General features: G+C 69.8%; 16 protein-coding genes. 14 read left to right on the plus strand and 2 right to left on the minus strand.

Annotation, left to right across the window (positions count from 1 at the left end; genetic code table 11):
- The first annotated feature begins 84 nt into the window (after nt 1–84).
- The 14 genes from WFH32_RS05905 to nrdF all read left to right on the plus strand — a co-directional run bounded on the left by WFH32_RS05905 (nt 85) and on the right by nrdF (nt 17,037).
- The gene (locus WFH32_RS05905; RefSeq protein ID WP_336706479.1) at nt 85–774 is read left to right on the plus strand and encodes a TetR/AcrR family transcriptional regulator; all 690 of its coding nucleotides are present in this window, start codon (nt 85–87) and stop codon (nt 772–774) included.
- 1 nt (nt 775) lies between these two features.
- A complete protein-coding gene (locus tag WFH32_RS05910) occupies nt 776–1,717 on the plus strand; it encodes a YndJ family protein (protein ID WP_336706481.1) in 942 nt (313 codons plus the stop codon).
- On the plus strand, nt 1,714–2,238 hold the full coding sequence (locus tag WFH32_RS05915) for a DUF1990 family protein (RefSeq protein WP_191794105.1): 525 nt from the start codon (nt 1,714–1,716) through the stop codon (nt 2,236–2,238). Before WFH32_RS05910 ends, WFH32_RS05915 begins: the two co-directional genes overlap by 4 nt.
- An 85-nt stretch (nt 2,239–2,323) precedes the next feature.
- The gene (locus WFH32_RS05920; RefSeq protein WP_191794104.1) at nt 2,324–3,646 is read left to right on the plus strand and encodes an N-acetylglucosamine-6-phosphate deacetylase; all 1,323 of its coding nucleotides are present in this window, start codon (nt 2,324–2,326) and stop codon (nt 3,644–3,646) included.
- 218 nt (nt 3,647–3,864) lie between these two features.
- On the plus strand, nt 3,865–4,890 hold the full coding sequence (locus WFH32_RS05925; protein WP_191794103.1) for a LacI family DNA-binding transcriptional regulator: 1,026 nt from the start codon (nt 3,865–3,867) through the stop codon (nt 4,888–4,890).
- Nucleotides 4,891–5,069: 179 nt separating this feature from the next.
- On the plus strand, nt 5,070–6,338 hold the full coding sequence (locus WFH32_RS05930) for an ABC transporter substrate-binding protein (RefSeq protein WP_225227493.1): 1,269 nt from the start codon (nt 5,070–5,072) through the stop codon (nt 6,336–6,338).
- Between the two features lie 75 nt (nt 6,339–6,413).
- Nucleotides 6,414–7,379, plus strand: a complete 966-nt coding sequence (locus tag WFH32_RS05935; protein WP_336706486.1) for a carbohydrate ABC transporter permease — start codon at nt 6,414–6,416, stop codon at nt 7,377–7,379.
- Nucleotides 7,379–8,284, plus strand: coding sequence for a carbohydrate ABC transporter permease (locus WFH32_RS05940; protein ID WP_138823553.1), 906 nt, complete (start codon nt 7,379–7,381; stop codon nt 8,282–8,284). Before WFH32_RS05935 ends, WFH32_RS05940 begins: the two co-directional genes overlap by 1 nt.
- 30 nt (nt 8,285–8,314) lie before the next feature.
- Complete coding sequence (gene yicI, locus WFH32_RS05945; RefSeq protein WP_336706488.1) at nt 8,315–10,594, plus strand: alpha-xylosidase; 2,280 nt, start codon at nt 8,315–8,317, stop codon at nt 10,592–10,594.
- A gap of 258 nt (nt 10,595–10,852) precedes the next feature.
- On the plus strand, nt 10,853–12,337 hold the full coding sequence (locus WFH32_RS05950) for a GH1 family beta-glucosidase (RefSeq protein ID WP_336706489.1): 1,485 nt from the start codon (nt 10,853–10,855) through the stop codon (nt 12,335–12,337).
- A gap of 643 nt (nt 12,338–12,980) precedes the next feature.
- On the plus strand, nt 12,981–13,223 hold the full coding sequence (nrdH, locus tag WFH32_RS05955; RefSeq protein WP_030149940.1) for a glutaredoxin-like protein NrdH: 243 nt from the start codon (nt 12,981–12,983) through the stop codon (nt 13,221–13,223).
- 37 nt (nt 13,224–13,260) lie between these two features.
- The gene (nrdI, locus tag WFH32_RS05960) at nt 13,261–13,692 is read left to right on the plus strand and encodes a class Ib ribonucleoside-diphosphate reductase assembly flavoprotein NrdI (protein ID WP_138823559.1); all 432 of its coding nucleotides are present in this window, start codon (nt 13,261–13,263) and stop codon (nt 13,690–13,692) included.
- A complete protein-coding gene (gene nrdE, locus WFH32_RS05965) occupies nt 13,662–15,821 on the plus strand; it encodes a class 1b ribonucleoside-diphosphate reductase subunit alpha (protein ID WP_377679149.1) in 2,160 nt (719 codons plus the stop codon). The genes nrdI and nrdE overlap by 31 nt, the downstream gene beginning before the upstream one ends.
- A gap of 235 nt (nt 15,822–16,056) precedes the next feature.
- Nucleotides 16,057–17,037 carry a class 1b ribonucleoside-diphosphate reductase subunit beta gene (nrdF, locus tag WFH32_RS05970; RefSeq protein ID WP_030149937.1) on the plus strand — a complete coding sequence of 327 codons (981 nt, stop codon included), beginning with the start codon at nt 16,057–16,059 and terminating at the stop codon, nt 17,035–17,037.
- A gap of 453 nt (nt 17,038–17,490) precedes the next feature.
- Here nrdF and WFH32_RS05975 read toward each other — a convergent pair whose 3' ends face one another.
- Complete coding sequence (locus WFH32_RS05975) at nt 17,491–18,129, minus strand: hypothetical protein (RefSeq protein ID WP_336706491.1); 639 nt, start codon at nt 18,127–18,129, stop codon at nt 17,491–17,493.
- Nucleotides 18,129–18,719, minus strand: coding sequence for an SAF domain-containing protein (locus WFH32_RS05980; protein ID WP_336706492.1), 591 nt, complete (start codon nt 18,717–18,719; stop codon nt 18,129–18,131). The genes WFH32_RS05975 and WFH32_RS05980 overlap by 1 nt, the downstream gene beginning before the upstream one ends.
- Nucleotides 18,720–18,754: the final 35 nt, after the last annotated feature.

Below are 18,754 nucleotides of genomic sequence, written 5' to 3' on the forward strand. Positions count from 1 at the left end.
GTCCGGCCGTCGTGGCTGGGCGGGCTCTTCTCGTGCTATGTTTTTGAACATGTTCAAAAACTCTCGCGAGCTACGGCGGAGCGCGTGACCGCGCCGTCGCCCGGTGCGGTCCCGGCCGCCACGCCCAAGTCCGTGCAGACCCGCGCCAGGGTCCTCGACGCGGCGCTCGGGATGCTGCGCGAGCAGGGCTACGAGGCGACGACCATGCGCGCGATCGCCACCCGGGCCGGGGTGAGCACCGGCAACGCGTACTACTACTTCCCGTCCAAGGACCACCTGGTCCAGGAGCTCTACGTCGACGTCCAGCGGGCGCACCGGCGGGCCGTGGACGATGCGCTCGTGCAGGGTGGGACGCTCGCCGCGCGCCTGCGCCTCGTGCTCGACGCGGGGATCGACGTGTTCACGCCCTACCACTCGTTCGCCGCCGAGTTCGTCTCGGTCGCGATCCGTCCTGGCGCTGCGGCCAACCCCTTCAGCGACGCCTCGCGCGAGGCGCGCGAGCTCTCGCTCGCGATCTTCGAGGACGTCGTCGCGGGGGCCTCGCCCGCGGTGCCCGCCGCGCTGCGGGCACAGCTCCCCGAGCTGTTGTGGCTCGCGAACCTCGGGGTGACGCTCTTCTGGGTCCAGGACTCGTCGTCGGGCACCGCGCGGACGCGGCGCCTCGTCGCCGGGGCGAGCCCGATCGTCGGCACGCTCGTCCGGCTCTCCCGCCTCCCGGTGGCGCGCAAGGTCGTCGACGACCTCCTGCGCCTGACCGCGTCGCTCAGGACCTGACGTGAGCCCCGCGACCGCGGTCCTCGTGGATCTCGTGGTGGCCTTCGGGCTCGTGGTGATGCTCCCGCTCGGGCTGACCCTGCTCGGGCCGCGCACGGTCCCGGGGGCGGGCAGCGTGTGGTGGCCCGTGGCAGGAGCCGTCACGGCCGCAGGATCCTGGCTCCCGCGGGGGCCGCTCGCGCAGGCGACGACGGCGCCGTTCCTGGTGGCGTCCGCGGTCCTGGCGGTCGCGGCGGTCCGCGTCGCCCTTCCCGGCCCGACGGCGCCTCGACCGCCCGAGGTGCGGCTCGCCGTCGGCGTCGCTCTCGTCATGCCGGGGGTCGGTGCAGCGGCGATGCTCGCCGACCGCGGAGGATGGGGCCTCCTCGGGTTCTCGGGGACGTACCTGACGCTGACCGTGCCGCACATGCTCTTCGCGGGTTTTGCGGCGGCGCTCGTCGCCGGGCTGGCCGCCGGCCTCAGCGGCAGACGCCCCGAGGCCGGCCGAACGGGGCCCTCGACCGTTGCGCGCGTCGGCGCGGCCGGGGTGCCGCTGGGGACCGGCCTGGTCCTGGTCGGGTACTTCGTCGGGAACGTCGCCGAGCTGGTCGGTGCGCTCGTGCTGACGGGCGCGCTCTGGTGCACCGCCTGGGCCGTGCTCGGCATCCCGGCCCGGCGGGCCGCGCGGGCGCTCCTCGTGGCGGGCTCCGTCGCGGTCGTGGCGTCGATGCTGCTCGCAGTCTGGTGGGCCGTCGGTGAGGCCACGGGGGTGCCGCACCCGAGCATCGGGCAGATGGCGGCGACGCACGGCGTCGCGAACGCGCTCGGCTTCGCCCTGTGCACGGTGCTCGGCCTGCGGCTCGCCCGGGGCGGAGCGAACCCGGGGGGCCGGGCTCCGGTGCTGCAAGATCACGACCTCTCGGCACACAGACCTAGCAGGAGCCCAGGACGGAGACAGGCATGACGCAGCCCCGCACGACCTACCCCGAGGTGGGAGCCACCCGGTCCGCAGAGCTACCAGCAGGCTATGCGCACCTGCGGTTGCGCCACCGGATCTCCGAGCGGCCCTGCTCGGTCGACGAGCTCGGTCGCCTCGGCGAGCTGCTCCTGACCTGGCAGGTGCACGCCCGTGCGCGCGTGCAGATCGTGACCTCGGCCCCCGTCGCCGAGCCCGGTGGGCTCGTGACGACGCGGCTGGGCCTCGGGCCCGTCCGTCTCAGCGAACCGTGCGAGATCGTGTGGGTCGAGCGCGAGGAGCAGCGGATCGGCTTCGGCTACGGAACCCTGCCGGGGCACGTGTTCGTGGGGGAGGAGTCTTTCGTGCTCGAACGCGACGCGGCGGGCGACGTGTGGTTCGTCGTGGACGTCTTCAGCAACCCTGCGGTCCGGTGGGTCTCGATGGTCCGCCTCCTGGTCCCGACGTTCCAGCGGCTGTACATCGGGCACCTCGCACGGGCGGCGGGCCGACTCCTGCGCGACCTCTGACGGTTGCGTCTCATCACTCGGCCCACCTCGAGGGTCCTCGCGACCATTCGTGCGTCGTCCGAACGAAGTACGCAAGAATGAGGCCATGACGTCGAACCCCGCCCCGCTGTCGTCCGCCTCCACGCCTGCGTCCTCGTCGGGGGAGGCGCCGCCCGCCGGGCGGACCGCCGTGCGGGGCCGGGTCGTGACCCCGCAGGAGGTGATCGAGGACGGCGTCGTGGTGCTCGACGGTCCGGCGATCGCGTGGGTCGGCGAACGTCGGGACGCCGCTGCGGCCGGATACGCGGCCGAGGTCGAGGCTGCGGCCGAGCCCGCCGAGGGGCAGGTCGTCCTGCCGGGCCTCGTGGAGGTGCACAACCATGGTGGTGGAGGTGCGAGCTTCCCCGACGCTGCCGACGCGCAGGAGGCCCTCGTCGCGGTCCGCGAGCACCGCCGCCACGGGACCACGAGCCTGGTCGCGTCGCTCGTGACCGCCGAGCGCGAGACCCTGCTGCGCCGGGTCGCGACGCTCGCCGAGCTCGGGGACGCGGGCGAGATCGCGGGCATCCACCTGGAAGGACCGTTCCTGTCCGAGGTGCGCTGCGGCGCGCAGAACCCGCACGACATGCTCGCGGGAGACCCCGACCTGGTCCGGGCGATCGCCGAGGCCGGGCGCGGGCACGTCCGCACCATGACCTTCGCCCCTGAGGTCCCGGGCAACACGGGGCCGGGCGGGGTCGTCGAGACCCTGGTCGAGGTCGGCGCGGTTCCCTCGGTCGGGCACACCGACGCGTCGTCGGAGCAGACCGATGCCGCGATCGCCGAGGGGGTCGCGGCGCTCGCCGCGCGTCGGGCCGCACTCGTCGCGGCGGGGGAGCAGATGGGTCCTGCGCCCCGCGTGACCGCGACGCATCTCTTCAACGGCATGCGCCCGCTGCACCACCGCGCCCCCGGGCCCATCGCCGCGTGCCTCGCGGCCGCGGCGCGCGGCGACCTCGTGGTCGAGCTCGTCGCGGACGGCACCCACCTCGCGGCCGGGACGGTCCGCAGCGTGTTCGAGCTCGTCGGGCCGGACGCGATCGTGCTCGTCACGGACGCGATGGCGGCCGCGGGCATGGCCGACGGCACGTACCAGCTCGGTCCGATGGCGGTCACGGTCGCCGACGGCGTCGCGCGCCTCGACGACGGGACGCCCGAGGGGTCGATCGCCGGGGGGACGTTCCACCTGCTCGACGTGGTGCGCGCGACCGTGGGCTTCGGCATCCCGCTGGTCGATGCCGTCAAGGCGGCGTCGCTGACGCCGGCCGGTGTGCTCGGGCGCGCGGACATCGGCGCGCTGGAGGCCGGTCGTCGGGCGGACGTCGTCGTGACCGACGCAGACCTCCACCCAGTCGGCGTCTGGCGTGGTGGAGCGTTGGTCACCGACTGACCCCGAGAGATCCTGGCGGACGTCGCCTGACCTGCGACGACGCCCGAACGGCGGCCCGGCCCGAGCGAGAGCTCGGCGCCGGGCCGCCGTCGTTCGCGGGAGAGGGGTTGACGGATCGCAATAGTTCAGTCAATACTCGTATTCAATCGAAGCGCTTCGACGAAGCGCTTCGACGATTCGATCCCCGAGGGCGGGGCCGACCACGAGGAGGTGGCGAGATGGTGACCATGCAGGACGTGGCCGCGCGGGCGAACGTGTCGCTCAGCACGGTGTCGTACGCGCTCAACGGGACGCGCAAGATCTCCGACGAGACACGCGCCCGGATCGAGGCGGCCATGACGGACCTCGGGTACCACCGCAACGCCATGGCTCGGGGGCTCGCCTCGCGCCGGAGCCACGTCCTCGCCCTGATCTTCCCCGCGACCGAGACCGGGATCGGCGGGACCGTCTCGGAGTTCGTCACGAGCGCCGCCGCTGCCGCTCGCGAGGCCGGGTACCACCTGGTGCTCTGGCCCTTCGCGGCCCACGAGGCCACCGAGATCCGCGACCTGACGCAGCAGGGCATGGCCGACGGGGTCCTGCTCATGGAGGTCCGGCTCGACGACCCGCGCGTCGAGGTGCTCCACGAGGCCGGCGTGCCCTACACGATGATCGGACGCACGCGGGAGCTCGAGGGTCGCCCGTACGTCGACATCGACTTCGCCGCGACGACCGAGGCCGCCGTGGAGCACCTCGCCGCGCTGGGCCACCGGCGGATCGCGTTCATCAACCACTCGGCCGAGAGCGCCGCGGCGGGCTACGGCCCGACCCTGCGTGCCGACGAGGGGTTCGCCGCGGCCATGGAGCGCCGCGGGCTCGTGGGGAGAAGCCTCCTGTGCGACGAGACGGCCGAGGCCGGGCGCGCCGCCGTCGGCGAGCTGCTCGAGCAGGACCCGTCGCTCACCGCGTTCGTCACGATGAACGAGATCGCGACGTTCGGCGTCATGTCGGGCCTGCAGGCGCGCGGGCTCTCGGTCCCGGGCGACGTCTCGGTGCTCGGCATCGTCAGCTCGCCCGGCGTCGGTGCGATGAGCACACCCCCCTTGACCACCATGCACGCACCGGGCGCCGAGCTCGGGCGGCTCGGTGTGCAGTCCCTGGTGGCGCGGATCGACGACGCAGGCAGGGCGCACGCGCCCGTCCTCGTCCCGTGCGACCTCGAGGCCGGCGCGAGCGTCGGCCCCGCCCCTGTCCGGGGGCCCTGACCCCGGGTGCTCGGCCCCGACCGCGGCCTCGATCCCGAGGCGCCGAGGTCACGACCGGCGGTCCGCCGGTGCACGTCCGCCGGTCTCGCCGGTGCAGGACCAGACGATCGGCGCTGGCGCCGACGCTCAATGATGAGGAGAGAGTCATGTTGCGTACACGGAAGCCTCTTGTCGCTGCCTTGGTAGCGCTCCCACTCGCCCTGGCGGGCTGTGCGGGAGGAGGGAGCGGCGGAGGGGACTCCGACGACAAGACCCTCACGATCTGGCACTACGAGTCGGAGACGTCGGCCATGGGCCAGGCCTGGGCCAAGGCGATCGAGATCTTCGAGGACGAGAACCCCGACGTCACGGTCGACGTCCAGAAGCAGACGTTCGAGCAGATCCAGAAGAACGCGAAGATCGTGCTCACGGGCGACGACGTGCCCGACGTCATGGAGTACAACAAGGGGAACGCGACCGCCGGGCAGCTCGCGTCGCAGGGCCTGCTGACGCCCCTGACCGACGCGGCCAAGGAGCGCGGCTGGGACACCACCCTCAGCGGGTCGCTCCAGACCACCGCGACGTACGACGAGAACGGCCTCATGGGGTCGGGCGAGTGGTACGGGGTGCCGAACTACGGCGAGTTCGTGGGCGTCTACTACAACAAGGACATGTTCGCGCAGTACGGCGTCCAGGTCCCGACGACGCTCGCCGAGCTCGAGACCGCGATGGCGACCTTCCAGGCCGCCGGCGTCACCCCGCTCGCCGAGGCCGGCGCCGAGTACCCGCTCGGGCAGCTCTGGTACGAGCTCGTCCTCGCGAACGCGGACCAGGACTTCGTCGACGCCTACCAGCTGTTCGACGGTGACGTCGACTTCCAGGGCCCCGAGATGACCGAGGCCACCGAGACCCTCGCCGACTGGATCGACAAGGGCTACATCGCCTCCGACTCCGCCGCTCTCACGGCCGAGGACATGGGCGTCTCGTTCATCAACGGCACCTACCCGATGATGGTCTCCGGCTCGTGGTGGTTCGGGCGCATCGTCGACGAGATGGACGCCGACTGGGGCCAGTTCAACTTCCCGGGCAACACGCTGCAGGTGGGGTCGTCGGGCAACCTGTGGGTCGTCCCGACCAACGCCGACTCCAAGTCGCTCGCCGAGGAGTTCATCGACATCACGCTGCGCCCCGAGGTGCAGAACATCCTGGGCGAGGCGGGCGGGCTGCCCGTCGCGGGTGACGTCTCGGCGATCACGGACGAGCGCACCCAGGCCCTCACGCAGAACTTCAACGACATCCTGGCTGCCGACGGCCTCGCGTTCTACCCCGACTGGCCCGTCGCGGGCTACTACGACGTGCTCGTGAGCCAGCTCCAGTCGCTCGTCAACAAGTCCAAGACCCCGGCCGAGGTCCTCGACGGCCTGTCAGGCCCGTACGAGGAGGGCAAGGCGGACCTGCTCGAAGGCTGATCCGCAGCGCAGGGACCCGGTGGGCGGGCGACCACCCGCCCACCGGGGCCGAGGACCCGACGACGAGGAAAGACCATGAGCACTGTCAAGACGCCGGCCCCTGCGGTCGAGCGAGCACGAGCCGCGCGCTCGCGGCGCAGCAGACCCCGCTGGGTGGGGTACCTGCCCTACCTGATCCCGGGAGCGGTCGCCTTCACGGTGGTCATCCTGATCCCGTTCGCCACGAACGTGTACTACAGCCTCTTCAAGTGGAAGGGCGGTATGGCCCCGAAGAAGTTCGTCGGGCTCGACAACTACGCCGCCCTCATGGCCGACGAGCAGTTCTGGACCTCGTTCCGGAACTCGGTCGCGATGATCCTCGCGATGGTCGTGGTCCCGACGATCATCGGCCTCGTGCTCGCGGCCGTCCTGTTCGACTACCTCGGACGCCGGTTCGGGGGCGGTGTCGCGGCCTTCCTGCGCGCGACCTACTACCTGCCGCAGATCCTGCCGGTCGCGGTCGCAGGCGTGCTGTGGAACTGGATCCTCAACTCCCAGACCGGCGCGCTCAACGTGGTCCTGCGCTCGATCGGGTTCGAGAACCCGCCCAACTGGCTCGGGTCCACGACCACGGCGCTGCCCACGGTCATGGCCGTCCTGGTCTGGGTCCAGATCGGCTACCCGGTCGTGATCTTCATGTCGGCGCTCCAGCGGGTCGACCCCGAGCTGTACGAGGCGGCCGAGCTCGACGGCGCCGGGTGGTGGCGCCGGTTCGGCGCGATCACGATGCCGCAGATCCGCCCCGAGACGTTCGTGGTGGTCCTGACCTGCACGGTCGCCGCGCTCAAGGTCTTCGGCCCGATCTACGTGCTGACCCGTGGCGGCCCCGAGAGCTCGACGCTCGTCCCCAGCTACTACTCGTACCTCAACTTCTTCGACAAGTCGAAGGTCGGCTACGGCGCTGCCGTGGCCACCGTCCTGACACTGGTGATCGTCGTGGTCGCCCTCGTCATCCTCGCCCTGCAGGCCCGCGCCGAGCGCCGTGAAGAAGGAGGCCGCTGATGGCCACCGACACGTTGTCCCCGTCCGTCGACGAGACCACGGGGGACCAGGTCCTGCGGGCCACGCGCCCCGACCAGCGGCACCGTCGGGGGATCGGGCGCTGGTTCGTGCTCGCCGCCGCCGCGCTGTTCGCGCTCCTGATGCTCGCCCCGTTCGTCATCATGCTCCTCAACGCGTTCAAGTCGCCCGCGGAGTACTCGCAGGACGGTCCGCTGAGCTGGCCGACGCACCTGTACTTCGACGGCGTCGTGGCGTTCTGGGAGCGGGTCGACTTCCCGCAGAAGCTGCTCAACTCGATCTGGATCTCGGCCGCCGTGGCGATCGGGGGCACGCTGCTCTCGCTGCTCAACGCCTACGCGATCGGCGTCGGGAGGGTCAAGGGCCGCCTGTGGATCATCATGCTGTTCCTGCTCGCGAACATGCTGCCGCAGGAGGCCCTGGTCTACCCGCTGTTCACCATGGCGCAGCAGGTCGGCCTGTCGAACTCCCAGTGGTCCGTGATCATCATCTTCACGGTCATCCAGTCGGCGTTCGGCACGTACCTCCTGTCGTCGGTGCTGGGCACCTTCCCGCCCGCGCTGCTCGAGGCCGCGGCGCTCGACGGCGCCACGCGCTGGCAGATCCTGTGGAAGATCGTCTTCCCTGTCGTGCGCCCGACGCTCTCGGTCCTGATGATCTTCTTCTTCATCTGGACCTGGAACGAGTTCTTCATCCCGCTGGTCATGCTGACGACCAACGCGACGCAGACGATCCCGATCGCGCTGGCCTCGCTCCAGGGCGACCGGATGATGGACGCCACGACGACCAACGCGGGTGCGCTGGTCTCGCTCGTCCCCGCCGTCATCTTCTTCCTGATCTTCCAGCGCACCCTGACGCGAGGCGTCACGGCCGGCGCCGTGAAGTGATCGCACCTACCCCGAAGGAACCGAGCACCCATGAAGTTCACCGACGGCTACTGGCAGGTCCGTGACGGCTTCTCGCCGCTCCACCCGGCCCAGGTCGACGACGTCCGCGCGGACCCCGCGGCGGGCACGATGACGGTGTACGCCCCGACCGCCGTGATCCGGCGTCGTGGCGACACGCTCAACCGGCCGCTCCTGACGGTCACCTACTCGTCGCCCGCACCGGGGGTGATCGGCGTGCGGATCGAGCACCTGAGCGGCGGGGTGCGGCGTGGTCCGCACTTCGAGCTCCACCGCGAGGAGGGCTTTCGCCCCGAGATCTCGGTCGACGACGCCGCGGGCGTGCTGCGCTCGGGGCCGCTCGCGGTGCGGGTGCACCGGGACGGCGGCTGGCGCGTCGACGTCGAGCAGGACGGGCAGGTCGTGACGTCGAGCCTGCACAAGGCCGTGGGCGCGGTCCAGGCCGACGCCGCGCACGGGGGTGCGCACTTCGTGCACGAGCAGCTGAGTCTCGCGCCGGGCGAGCAGCTGTACGGGCTGGGGGAGCGGTTCGGGCCGTTCGTCAAGAACGGGCAGGCGGTCGACATCTGGAACGCCGACGGCGGGACGTCGAGCGAGCAGGCGTACAAGAACGTGCCGTTCTACGTGAGCAGCCGCGGGTACGGCGTGTTCGTCGACCACCCCGAGCTCGTGTCGTTCGAGGTCGCCTCGGAGATCAACACGCGGGCGCAGTTCTCGGTCGAGGGGCAGTCGCTCCAGTACTACCTGGTCGCGGGCCCTACGCCCAAGGAGGTCCTGACGCGGTACACCGCGCTGACGGGACGCCCCGCGCGCGTCCCGGGCTGGTCGTTCGGGCTGTGGCTCACGACGTCCTTCACGACGAGCTACGACGAGCAGACCGTGAGCGGGTTCATCGACGGGATGGCCGAGCGGGACCTGCCGCTGTCGGTCTTCCACTTCGACTGCTTCTGGATGCGCGAGTACCAGTGGGTCGACTTCGAGTGGGACCCGCGCACGTTCCCGGACCCCGAGGGCATGCTGGGCCGGCTGAAGGACAAGGGCCTCAAGATCTGCGTGTGGATCAACCCGTACGTCGCGCAGCGCTCGCCGCTGTTCGAGGAGGCCCGCGAGGCGGGGTACCTGCTCCGCACGACCGACGGCGGCGTGTGGCAGTGGGACAAGTGGCAGGCGGGCATGGGCCTGGTCGACTTCACGAACCCCGAAGCGACCGAGTGGTACCTGGGCAAGCTCAAGGACCTGCTCGACCAGGGGGTCGACTGCTTCAAGACCGACTTCGGCGAGCGCATCCCGGTCGACGACGTCGTGTGGTCCGACGGGTCGGACCCCGCGAAGATGCACAACTACTACGCGCAGCTCTACAACGAGGCGGTCTTCCGGCTCCTCGAGCGCGAGCGTGGCGAGGGGGACGCGGTCCTGTTCGCACGGTCGGCGACCGCGGGCGGCCAGCAGCTGCCCGTCCACTGGGGTGGTGACTGCGACTCGACGTACGCGTCGATGGCCGAGTCGCTGCGCGGCGGGCTCTCGCTCGCGATGTCCGGCTTCGGGTACTGGAGCCATGACATCGGGGGTTTCGAGGGGGTCCCGGACCCGGGGGTCTTCAAGCGGTGGCTCGCGTTCGGCCTGCTGTCCTCGCACAGTCGGCTGCACGGCTCGGACTCGGTGCGCGTGCCGTGGGCGTTCGACGAGGAGGCGGTCGACGTGACCCGGCGGTTCACGCGGCTCAAGCTCTCGCTCATGCCGTACCTGGCGGGGGTCGCGGAGGAGGCGCACCGGGACGGGATCTCGATGATGCGGCCCATGGTGCTCGAGTTCCCGGGCGACCGCGGGGGCTTCGGGGTCGACACGCAGTACATGCTGGGCGGTTCGCTGCTCGTGGCGCCGGTCTTCACGGCCGAGGGCGACGTCGAGTACTACGTCCCGGAGGGGCGCTGGACGAACCTGCTCGACGGGAGCACCGTCTCGGGTCCGCGGTGGGTGGCGGAGCGTCACGGGTTCGACTCGCTGCCGCTCCTTGTCCGTCCGGGCACCGTGCTGCCGGTCGGCGCGCGTACCGACCGCCCCGACTACGAGTGGGCGGACGCCGTGACCCTGCGCCTGTTCGAGCTGCCCGACGGCCACGACTCGACGACCACCGTGCCGTCAGAGACGGGGGCGGCCACGACGTTCCGCACCGTCCGTGAGGGGGCGCGGGTCACGGTCACCTCGGACGACGCCCGCGCACCGTGGGCCGTGCAGCTCGGCGACCAGGTGGCCCGGGCGCAGGGCGCGGGCAGCGTCGAGCTGTCCGTCTGACGCTCGTCCCGCGCCACGCGGCGGGGGAGCGGGCGAGGGTGGTGGGGGGGGGGGGGGGGGGGGGGGGGGGGGGGGGGGGGGGCGGCGGCGGGGGGCGGCGCGCCCCCCCGCCCCCCCCCCCCCCCCCCCCCCCCCCCCCCCGCTCACCACCTGCCCTCGACGTCGCCCGGCAGCGTGGGTACGCTGATCGAATCGATACGTGAGAGCGCTTCCACGCTCCGTCAGACCATCCACCCGACGACCGACCGAAGGAACACCGTGAGCACCGTCGCCACCCGGCAGGACGCCGACCCCGCACCGTCCGCAGCGCAGCCCGCACGGCGGGCCTTCCCGACCGACTTCCTCTGGGGATCGGCCACCGCCGCCTACCAGATCGAAGGAGCCGCCGCCGAGGGCGGCCGCGGCCCCTCCATCTGGGACACCTACTCCCACACGCCCGGCCGCACCCTGGGCGGCGACACCGGGGACGTCGCCGACGACCACTACCACCGGTGGGCCGAGGACGTGCAGCACATCAAGGAGCTCGGGCTCGGGGCGTACCGCTTCTCCATCTCCTGGTCGCGCGTCCAGCCCGGCGGGACAGGGGAGTTCAACCCCGAGGGCATCGCGTTCTACTCGCGGCTCGTGGACGCGCTCCTCGAGGCCGGGGTCAAGCCCGTCGTGACGCTCTACCACTGGGACCTCCCGCAGGAGCTCGAGGACCGTGGCGGCTGGGCGAACCGCGAGACCGCCTCCGCGTTCGCGGAGTACTCGCGCCGGATGGCCCGCGAGCTCGGCGACCGCATCGACGTGTGGACCACGCTCAACGAGCCCTGGTGCTCGGCCTACCTCGGCTACGGGTCGGGCGTGCACGCCCCCGGCCGCACCGAGCCCGTCGCGGCGCTCGCGGCCGTGCACCACCTCAACCTCGCTCACGGGCTCGCGTGCCGCGCGATCCGTGACGAGCTGGGCGAGGACGCCAAGACCTCGGTGACCCTCAACCTGCACGTCATCCGGCCCGACGACCCCACCTCGGACGCAGACCTCGACGCCGTGCGGAAGATCGACGCGCTCGCCAACCGGGCGTTCCTCGGCCCGCTGCTCGACGGCGCCTACCCCGCGGACCTGCTCGCGGACACCGCGCACGTCAGCGACTGGTCGTTCGTCCAGGACGGCGACCTGGAGCTCGTGCGCCAGCCGCTGTCGATCCTCGGCGTCAACTACTACTCGACCGTGCGCGTCCGGCACTTCTCCGGGAACGGTGAGCGGTCCGAGAGCGACGGCCACGGCGCGTCGAGCCACAGCCCGTGGATCGGGGTCGACGACGTCGAGTTCGTCCAGCAGCCCGGCCCCTACACGGCGATGGGCTGGAACATCGAGCCCGCGGGCATGACCGAGCTGCTGCTCTCGGTGCACCAGGCCTACCCCGACCAGCCGCTCATGGTCACCGAGAACGGTGCGGCCTTCGACGACGAGGTCAGCGTCGACGGCGACGGGACCGCCCGGGTCCACGACGACCGCCGCGTGGCGTACCTGCACGACCACATCGACGCGGTCGGGCCCGCGATCGACGCGGGCGCCGACGTGCGCGGGTACTTCGCGTGGTCGCTGCTCGACAACTTCGAGTGGGGCTACGGCTACGACCGCCGCTTCGGGATCATCCGGGTCGACTACGACACGCTCGAGCGGACGTGGAAGGACTCGGCCCACTGGTACCGCCGGCTCGCGACGACGTCGGTGCTGCCCGGGGTCGACGAGGTCTGACCCCGGCGGAACGTCCCGACCGCGGACGTCCGGGCCTTCCTGAGAGGGGAAGGCCCGGACGTCGTGCGCTGTGCCCCGGACGGTGCCGACGGGGAGCCGGTGATCTTTGTCGCAGCCCGACCGGATCCGCGCGACACGCCGAGCGGACACGACACGCCTGAGAATTTTCTGCCCGGCTTGTCCGCTTCGCGGCGTGCCCCTCGGTGCTCGGCAGGGTCCCTCGACGATCCGCAAGCCCCGACGACGAGAGCGGTCCGGCTCCCCACAGCGTGTGGACGACGATCCTCCACAGCCTGTGGAGAAGTCGCCGGGGCCGCGAGAGCGTGCGGATCGAGGTGCGGACGAGCGGTGGACGACGACGTCCGGCGGGTCCTGTCAGTGCCTCCTGGGAGGATGGATCCGTACTTGTAGCACACTCCGAGGGGCCCCGAGGATGAGGCGACCAGAATCACCCGACCACGACATCTAGTGCCGAGCGCCAAGCCCGCCCACTAGGTATAGTGGTCAGCACCAGGGAGCGCATCATCTCCTCGGGCACATCACACGATCGTAGTTCCACCAGTGTTCTTCGAGGTCAGGACCCTTCGCGGAGTCCACCCGAGACCCGTGGAAGACCGATCCCCTACACGAGGAGACTGACCAGATGAGCATCACGGTCTACAGCAAGCCGGCTTGCGTTCAGTGCGACGCGACCTACCGCGCCCTCGACAAGAAGGGCATCGAGTACTCGGTCGTGGACATCAGCCAGGACGCCGAGGCGCTCGAGCTGGTCCGCGGCCTCGGCTACCTGCAGGCACCCGTCGTCATCGCGGGCGACGACCACTGGTCGGGCTTCCGCCCCGACCAGATCAACGCACTCGCGGCGAAGGTCGCTCCCGTCGCCTGAGCAGCTCGTCCCTCCGGTCCCCGCTGCGAGGTGTGACATGGGATCGCTCGTCTACTTCTCCAGCGTCTCGGACACCACGCACCGGTTCGTCCAGAGGCTGGGCCTCGAGGACCGCGGCCAGTCGGTCCACCGCATCCCGCTGCGACCCAAGGACGAGTTCCTGCGGGTCGACGAGCCGTACGTCCTGATGATCCCGACGTACGGCGGCGGCAACGAGGGCGGGGCAGTGCCCCGCCAGGTCATCAAGTTCTTGAACGACGCACACAACCGGTCGTTGATCCGCGGCGTGATCGCCGCGGGCAACACCAACTTCGGCGCTGCCTACTGCATCGCCGGCGACATCATCTCCTCGAAGTGCCAGGTGCCCTACCTGTACGCCTTCGAGCTTCTTGGAACAGCCGAGGACGTCGAGCGCGTCCGCGACGGATTGGGACGATTTTGGCAACGACAGTCACGGATTCCAGCGTGAGCACGGTGGCTGCGGGAGTCGAGCTCGACTACCACGCACTCAACGCGATGCTCAACCTGTACGGCCCCGACGGCGAGATCCAGTTCGACAAGGACCGCCAGGCTGCGCGCCAGTACTTCCTGCAGCACGTGAACCAGAACACGGTCTTCTTCCACAGCCTCGAGGAGAAGCTCGACTACCTGGTCGAGAACAAGTACTACGACCCCGCGGTCCTCGCCAAGTACGACCGCGCCTTCGTCAAGTCGCTCTTCGAGTTCGCGTACTCCAAGAAGTTCCGCTTCGACACGTTCCTCGGTGCGTTCAAGTACTACACCTCGTACACGCTCAAGACGTTCGACGGCAAGCGGTACCTCGAGCGCTTCGAGGACCGCGTGTCCATGGTCGCGCTCGGCCTCGCGGACGGCAACGAGCAGACCGCGCTCGACATCGTCGAGGAGATCGTCGCAGGCCGCTTCCAGCCCGCGACCCCGACGTTCCTCAACATCGGCAAGGCGCAGCGCGGCGAGCCCGTGTCCTGCTTCCTGCTGCGCATCGAGGACAACATGGAGTCCATCGCGCGCGGCATCAACTCCGCGCTGCAGCTCTCCAAGCGCGGCGGCGGCGTCGCCCTGCTCCTGAGCAACATCCGTGAGCACGGCGCCCCGATCAAGCACATCGAGAACCAGTCCTCGGGCGTCATCCCCGTGATGAAGCTCCTCGAGGACTCCTTCTCCTACGCGAACCAGCTCGGGGCCCGCCAGGGTGCCGGTGCCGTCTACCTGCACGCGCACCACCCCGACATCATGCGGTTCCTCGACACCAAGCGTGAGAACGCCGACGAGAAGATCCGCATCAAGACGCTGTCCCTCGGCGTCGTCATCCCCGACATCACGTTCGACCTGGCGAAGAAGAACGAGGACATGTACCTCTTCTCGCCGTACGACGTCGAGCGCGTCTACGGCAAGCCCTTCGCCGACATCTCGGTCTCGGAGAAGTACGACGAGATGGTCGACGACGCACGCATCCGCAAGACCAAGATCAAGGCGCGCGAGTTCTTCCAGACCCTCGCCGAGCTCCAGTTCGAGTCCGGCTACCCGTACGTCATGTTCGAGGACACGGTGAACAAGGCGAACCCCATCAAGGGCCGCATCACCCACTCGAACCTGTGCTCCGAGATCCTCCAGGTCTCGACGCCCTCGACGTACAACGAGGACCTGTCGTACGACCACGTCGGCCGCGACATCTCGTGCAACCTGGGCTCGCTCAACATCGCCAAGACGATGGACTCGCCGGACTTCGCCAAGACGATCGACACCGCGATCCGTGCCTTGACGGCCGTGTCCGACCAGACGAGCATCGAGTCCGTCCCGTCGATCAAGCGCGCCAACGAGTCCGGCCACGCGATCGGCCTCGGGCAGATGAACCTGCACGGCTATCTCGCACGTGAGCGCGTGTTCTACGGCTCCGAAGAAGGCATCGACTTCACGAACATCTACTTCTACACCGTGGCCTACCACGCGATCGCCGCGAGCAACCGCCTCGCGATCGAGCGCGGCCGTGCGTTCGGCGGGTTCGAGGACTCGACGTACGCCTCGGGCGAGTACTTCGAGAAGTACACGACCCAGGTGTGGGAGCCCGCGACGCCGCGCGTCAAGGAGCTGTTCGAGACCGCCGGCGTGCACATCCCCACGCAGGAGGACTGGAAGGCGCTCGCCGCGTCCGTCAAGGAGCACGGCATCTACAACCAGAACCTCCAGGCCGTCCCGCCGACCGGCTCGATCTCCTACATCAACAACTCCACGTCGTCGATCCACCCGGTCGCCTCGAAGATCGAGATCCGCAAGGAGGGCAAGATCGGGCGCGTCTACTACCCGGCGCCCTACCTGACGAACGACAACCTGGAGTACTACCAGGACGCGTACGAGATCGGCTACGAGAAGATCATCGACACGTACGCCGCCGCGACGCAGCACGTGGACCAGGGGCTGAGCCTCACGCTGTTCTTCAAGGACACCGCGACCACGCGCGACGTCAACCGCGCGCAGATCTACGCCTGGCGCAAGGGCATCAAGACCTTGTACTACATCCGCCTGCGTCAGCTCGCGCTCGAGGGCACCGAGGTCGAGGGTTGCGTCTCCTGCATGCTGTGATTGCCTGAGGCAATCGCCCAGGTTTCGCGGCCTCTGCGGAGGGGGCGCGGGTCTGCCATCCGGCCGTTCGTTCCTCACGGCCTCCCGCCAGACCCGACCACGACCCGCGCCCCCTCCGCAGCTGCCGCTGTCTCTCGTCCAGGTGTCGCCACGTGCGGCCAGGACGAGAGATGCTGACTACTGAGTGTTGTTCGTGCCCCGGCCCGGATCCGGGCGTTGGAGAGAGAAGTTGTCGATGTCCCCCACAGGGAAGCTCAAACTCATCGATCGCGTGTCCGCGATCAACTGGAACCGTCTCGAGGACGACAAGGACGCCGAGGTCTGGGACCGGCTCGTCGGGAACTTCTGGCTCCCCGAGAAGGTGCCGGTCTCCAACGACATCCAGAGCTGGGCCACGCTCACCGAGGAGGAGAAGACGCTCACCATGCGCGTCTTCACCGGCCTCACGCTCCTGGACACCATCCAGGGCACCGTGGGCGCCGTGTCGCTCATCCCGGACGCGATCACCCCGCACGAGGAGGCCGTGTACACCAACATCGCCTTCATGGAGTCCGTGCACGCCAAGAGCTACTCGTCGATCTTCTCGACGCTGTGCTCGACGCGCGAGATCGACGAGGCGTTCCGCTGGTCGGAGGAGAACCCCAACCTCCAGCGCAAGGCCGAGATCGTCATGGAGTACTACAAGGGCGACTCGCCGCTCAAGCGCAAGGTCGCGAGCACGCTCCTCGAGTCCTTCCTGTTCTACTCGGGCTTCTACCTCCCGATGTACTGGTCGAGCCGGGCCAAGCTCACGAACACCGCTGACCTGATCCGCCTCATCATCCGCGACGAGGCCGTGCACGGGTACTACATCGGCTACAAGTTCCAGAAGGGGCTCGAGAAGCTCAGCCCCGAGGAGCGCGACGAGATGAAGGCCTACACGTACGAGCTGCTCTTCGAGCTCTACGAGAACGAGGTCCAGTACACGGCCGACCTCTACGACGGTGTCGGGCTGACCGAGGACGTCAAGAAGTTCCTGCGCTACAACGCCAACAAGGCCCTCATGAACCTGGGCTACGAGGCGCTGTTCCCCAAGGACGAGACCGACGTCAACCCGGCGATCCTGTCCGCGCTGTCCCCGAACGCCGACGAGAACCACGACTTCTTCTCCGGCTCGGGCTCGTCCTACGTGATCGGCAAGGCCGTGAACACCGAGGACGACGACTGGGACTTCTGAGACTCCTCGGGAGCCAGTTCTCCTGAACAGGCTGATCACAGGCCCGGAACCGCGGAATCTCGCGGTTCCGGGCCTGTTTGCGTGCCTCCGTGGTCGATACACAGGAGGTCAGAGATGGTCAGCAGTACTCGTTCGGAGTGGCACGCAGGTGGCACGCGCACACCTGAGAGGCGTCGACGGGGTACCCCGCCGGCATCGATTCTGGGTCGGCATGCCATCGAGGTCATGCCACTTCGTGCCACAGCTGCCGTGTGTGATGGCTCGCAGGCCGCGGAATTCTGCGGATTCTGCGAGTGGCACGCGATTCGTGGCACGGAGTGGCACGACAACGTATCGCCGTCCCCGCGAGCCCACGGAGGACGCGATGACCGGGCCACGAGAGGCATGGGGGAGCCTGCGGAAGTTGCCCTCGGGCCGGTGGCAGGTGCGCTATCCGGCCCCGGACGGGCGGACCTACACGGCTCGTACTGCGGACGACAAGGCGCTGACGTTCCAGACGAAGACAGATGCCCGAGCGTGGCTCGCGCGGACGCACACCGTCATCGCCCAGGGGATCTGGGAGGCGCCGACGGCGGGCTGTCGCCACGCAGTGCTCGAACCGAGCTGTTCGACCCACGGTCGTGCGGCGGACAAGGCCGGCAGGTGCGTCCGGGTGACCAGGAGGCTGAGGTCCGCCCATGCGAGCAGCGGCTCGGGAGATCCGGGAAGACCGAGCGCTCCGGCGTCGACGATCACGTCCTGCCCGGCGCGCTCCAGGTCCGCGAGCTCCTCCCCGAGGGGCGCCCACAGATCCCGCAGCCCGGCTGCCTGCGTGTGGCTCTGCGTGCCGACGAGGTAGCTCACTGTCGTGCCCTCGACGTGGTGTACCGCATCCCGGACGGCGTCGTACATCGCCAGGGGCGACGCTGCAACGTCGAGCAAGCCCGTCTCGTACTCCTGGTAGCCGCGGAACATCCCGGCCAGCAGTCCGTTCGTCCCGCGCGGGTCGGCCTCGACAAGGAGCACCGGGCGCGGCCAGTTCATCGCCAGCGCAACCGCCGTCGTCGTGACCCCGGGGGCGCCCGACGCCGAGCACAGTGTGATGACGGCCATCAGTCCACCTCGCGCGAGTCGAGGACGAGGTAGAAGTTCCCGGCCGCGACCCGGTCCGCCAATACCGGACCGTCGACGTCGGGGACGAGGAGCGAGACCACTGTTGTGCCGGTGTCGGGGGAGGCGGTGACACCGGCAACCTCGGCCGACGTAAATGGCGGGTTGCCCCCGGCCTCTTGCCCAGACGGCGTCGTCATGACCACCTTCACGCGGTCGCCGACCTCCAGATCGAGTCCGAGCGCCTGCTCCGGCGGCAACGCCACTGGCACCAGCGACGCCCCCTCACCGGGCAGCGTCTCCGGCTCCACCATCGACTCGGTCATCAGCGTCCCGGCCGTCAGGGGAGCCGATGCCCGCTGCCCGACGAGTTCGTCGGCTCGTGCGGCAGGGATCGGCGCGAGCAGGGGGTCCAGCGTGACGCGCGCGGTCGCGAGATCCGATGCCTGGATGGCCGCTCCGCGCGGGACATCGGCAGTCACGACGATGACCTGGGTTGCCTCGTTCGACGACGTCCAGAGCCACGCGATCCCCAACGCACCGAGGACCGCGGCGACAAGGGCTGCGATCGCGAGGGCAGGACGTCGTCGCATCCGCGGAAGCGGCGACGGAGGTGGCGCTGTCTCGT

Source organism: Oerskovia sp. USHLN155, from assembly GCF_037145535.1.
Taxonomy (GTDB): Bacteria; Actinomycetota; Actinomycetes; order Actinomycetales; family Cellulomonadaceae; genus Oerskovia; species Oerskovia rustica.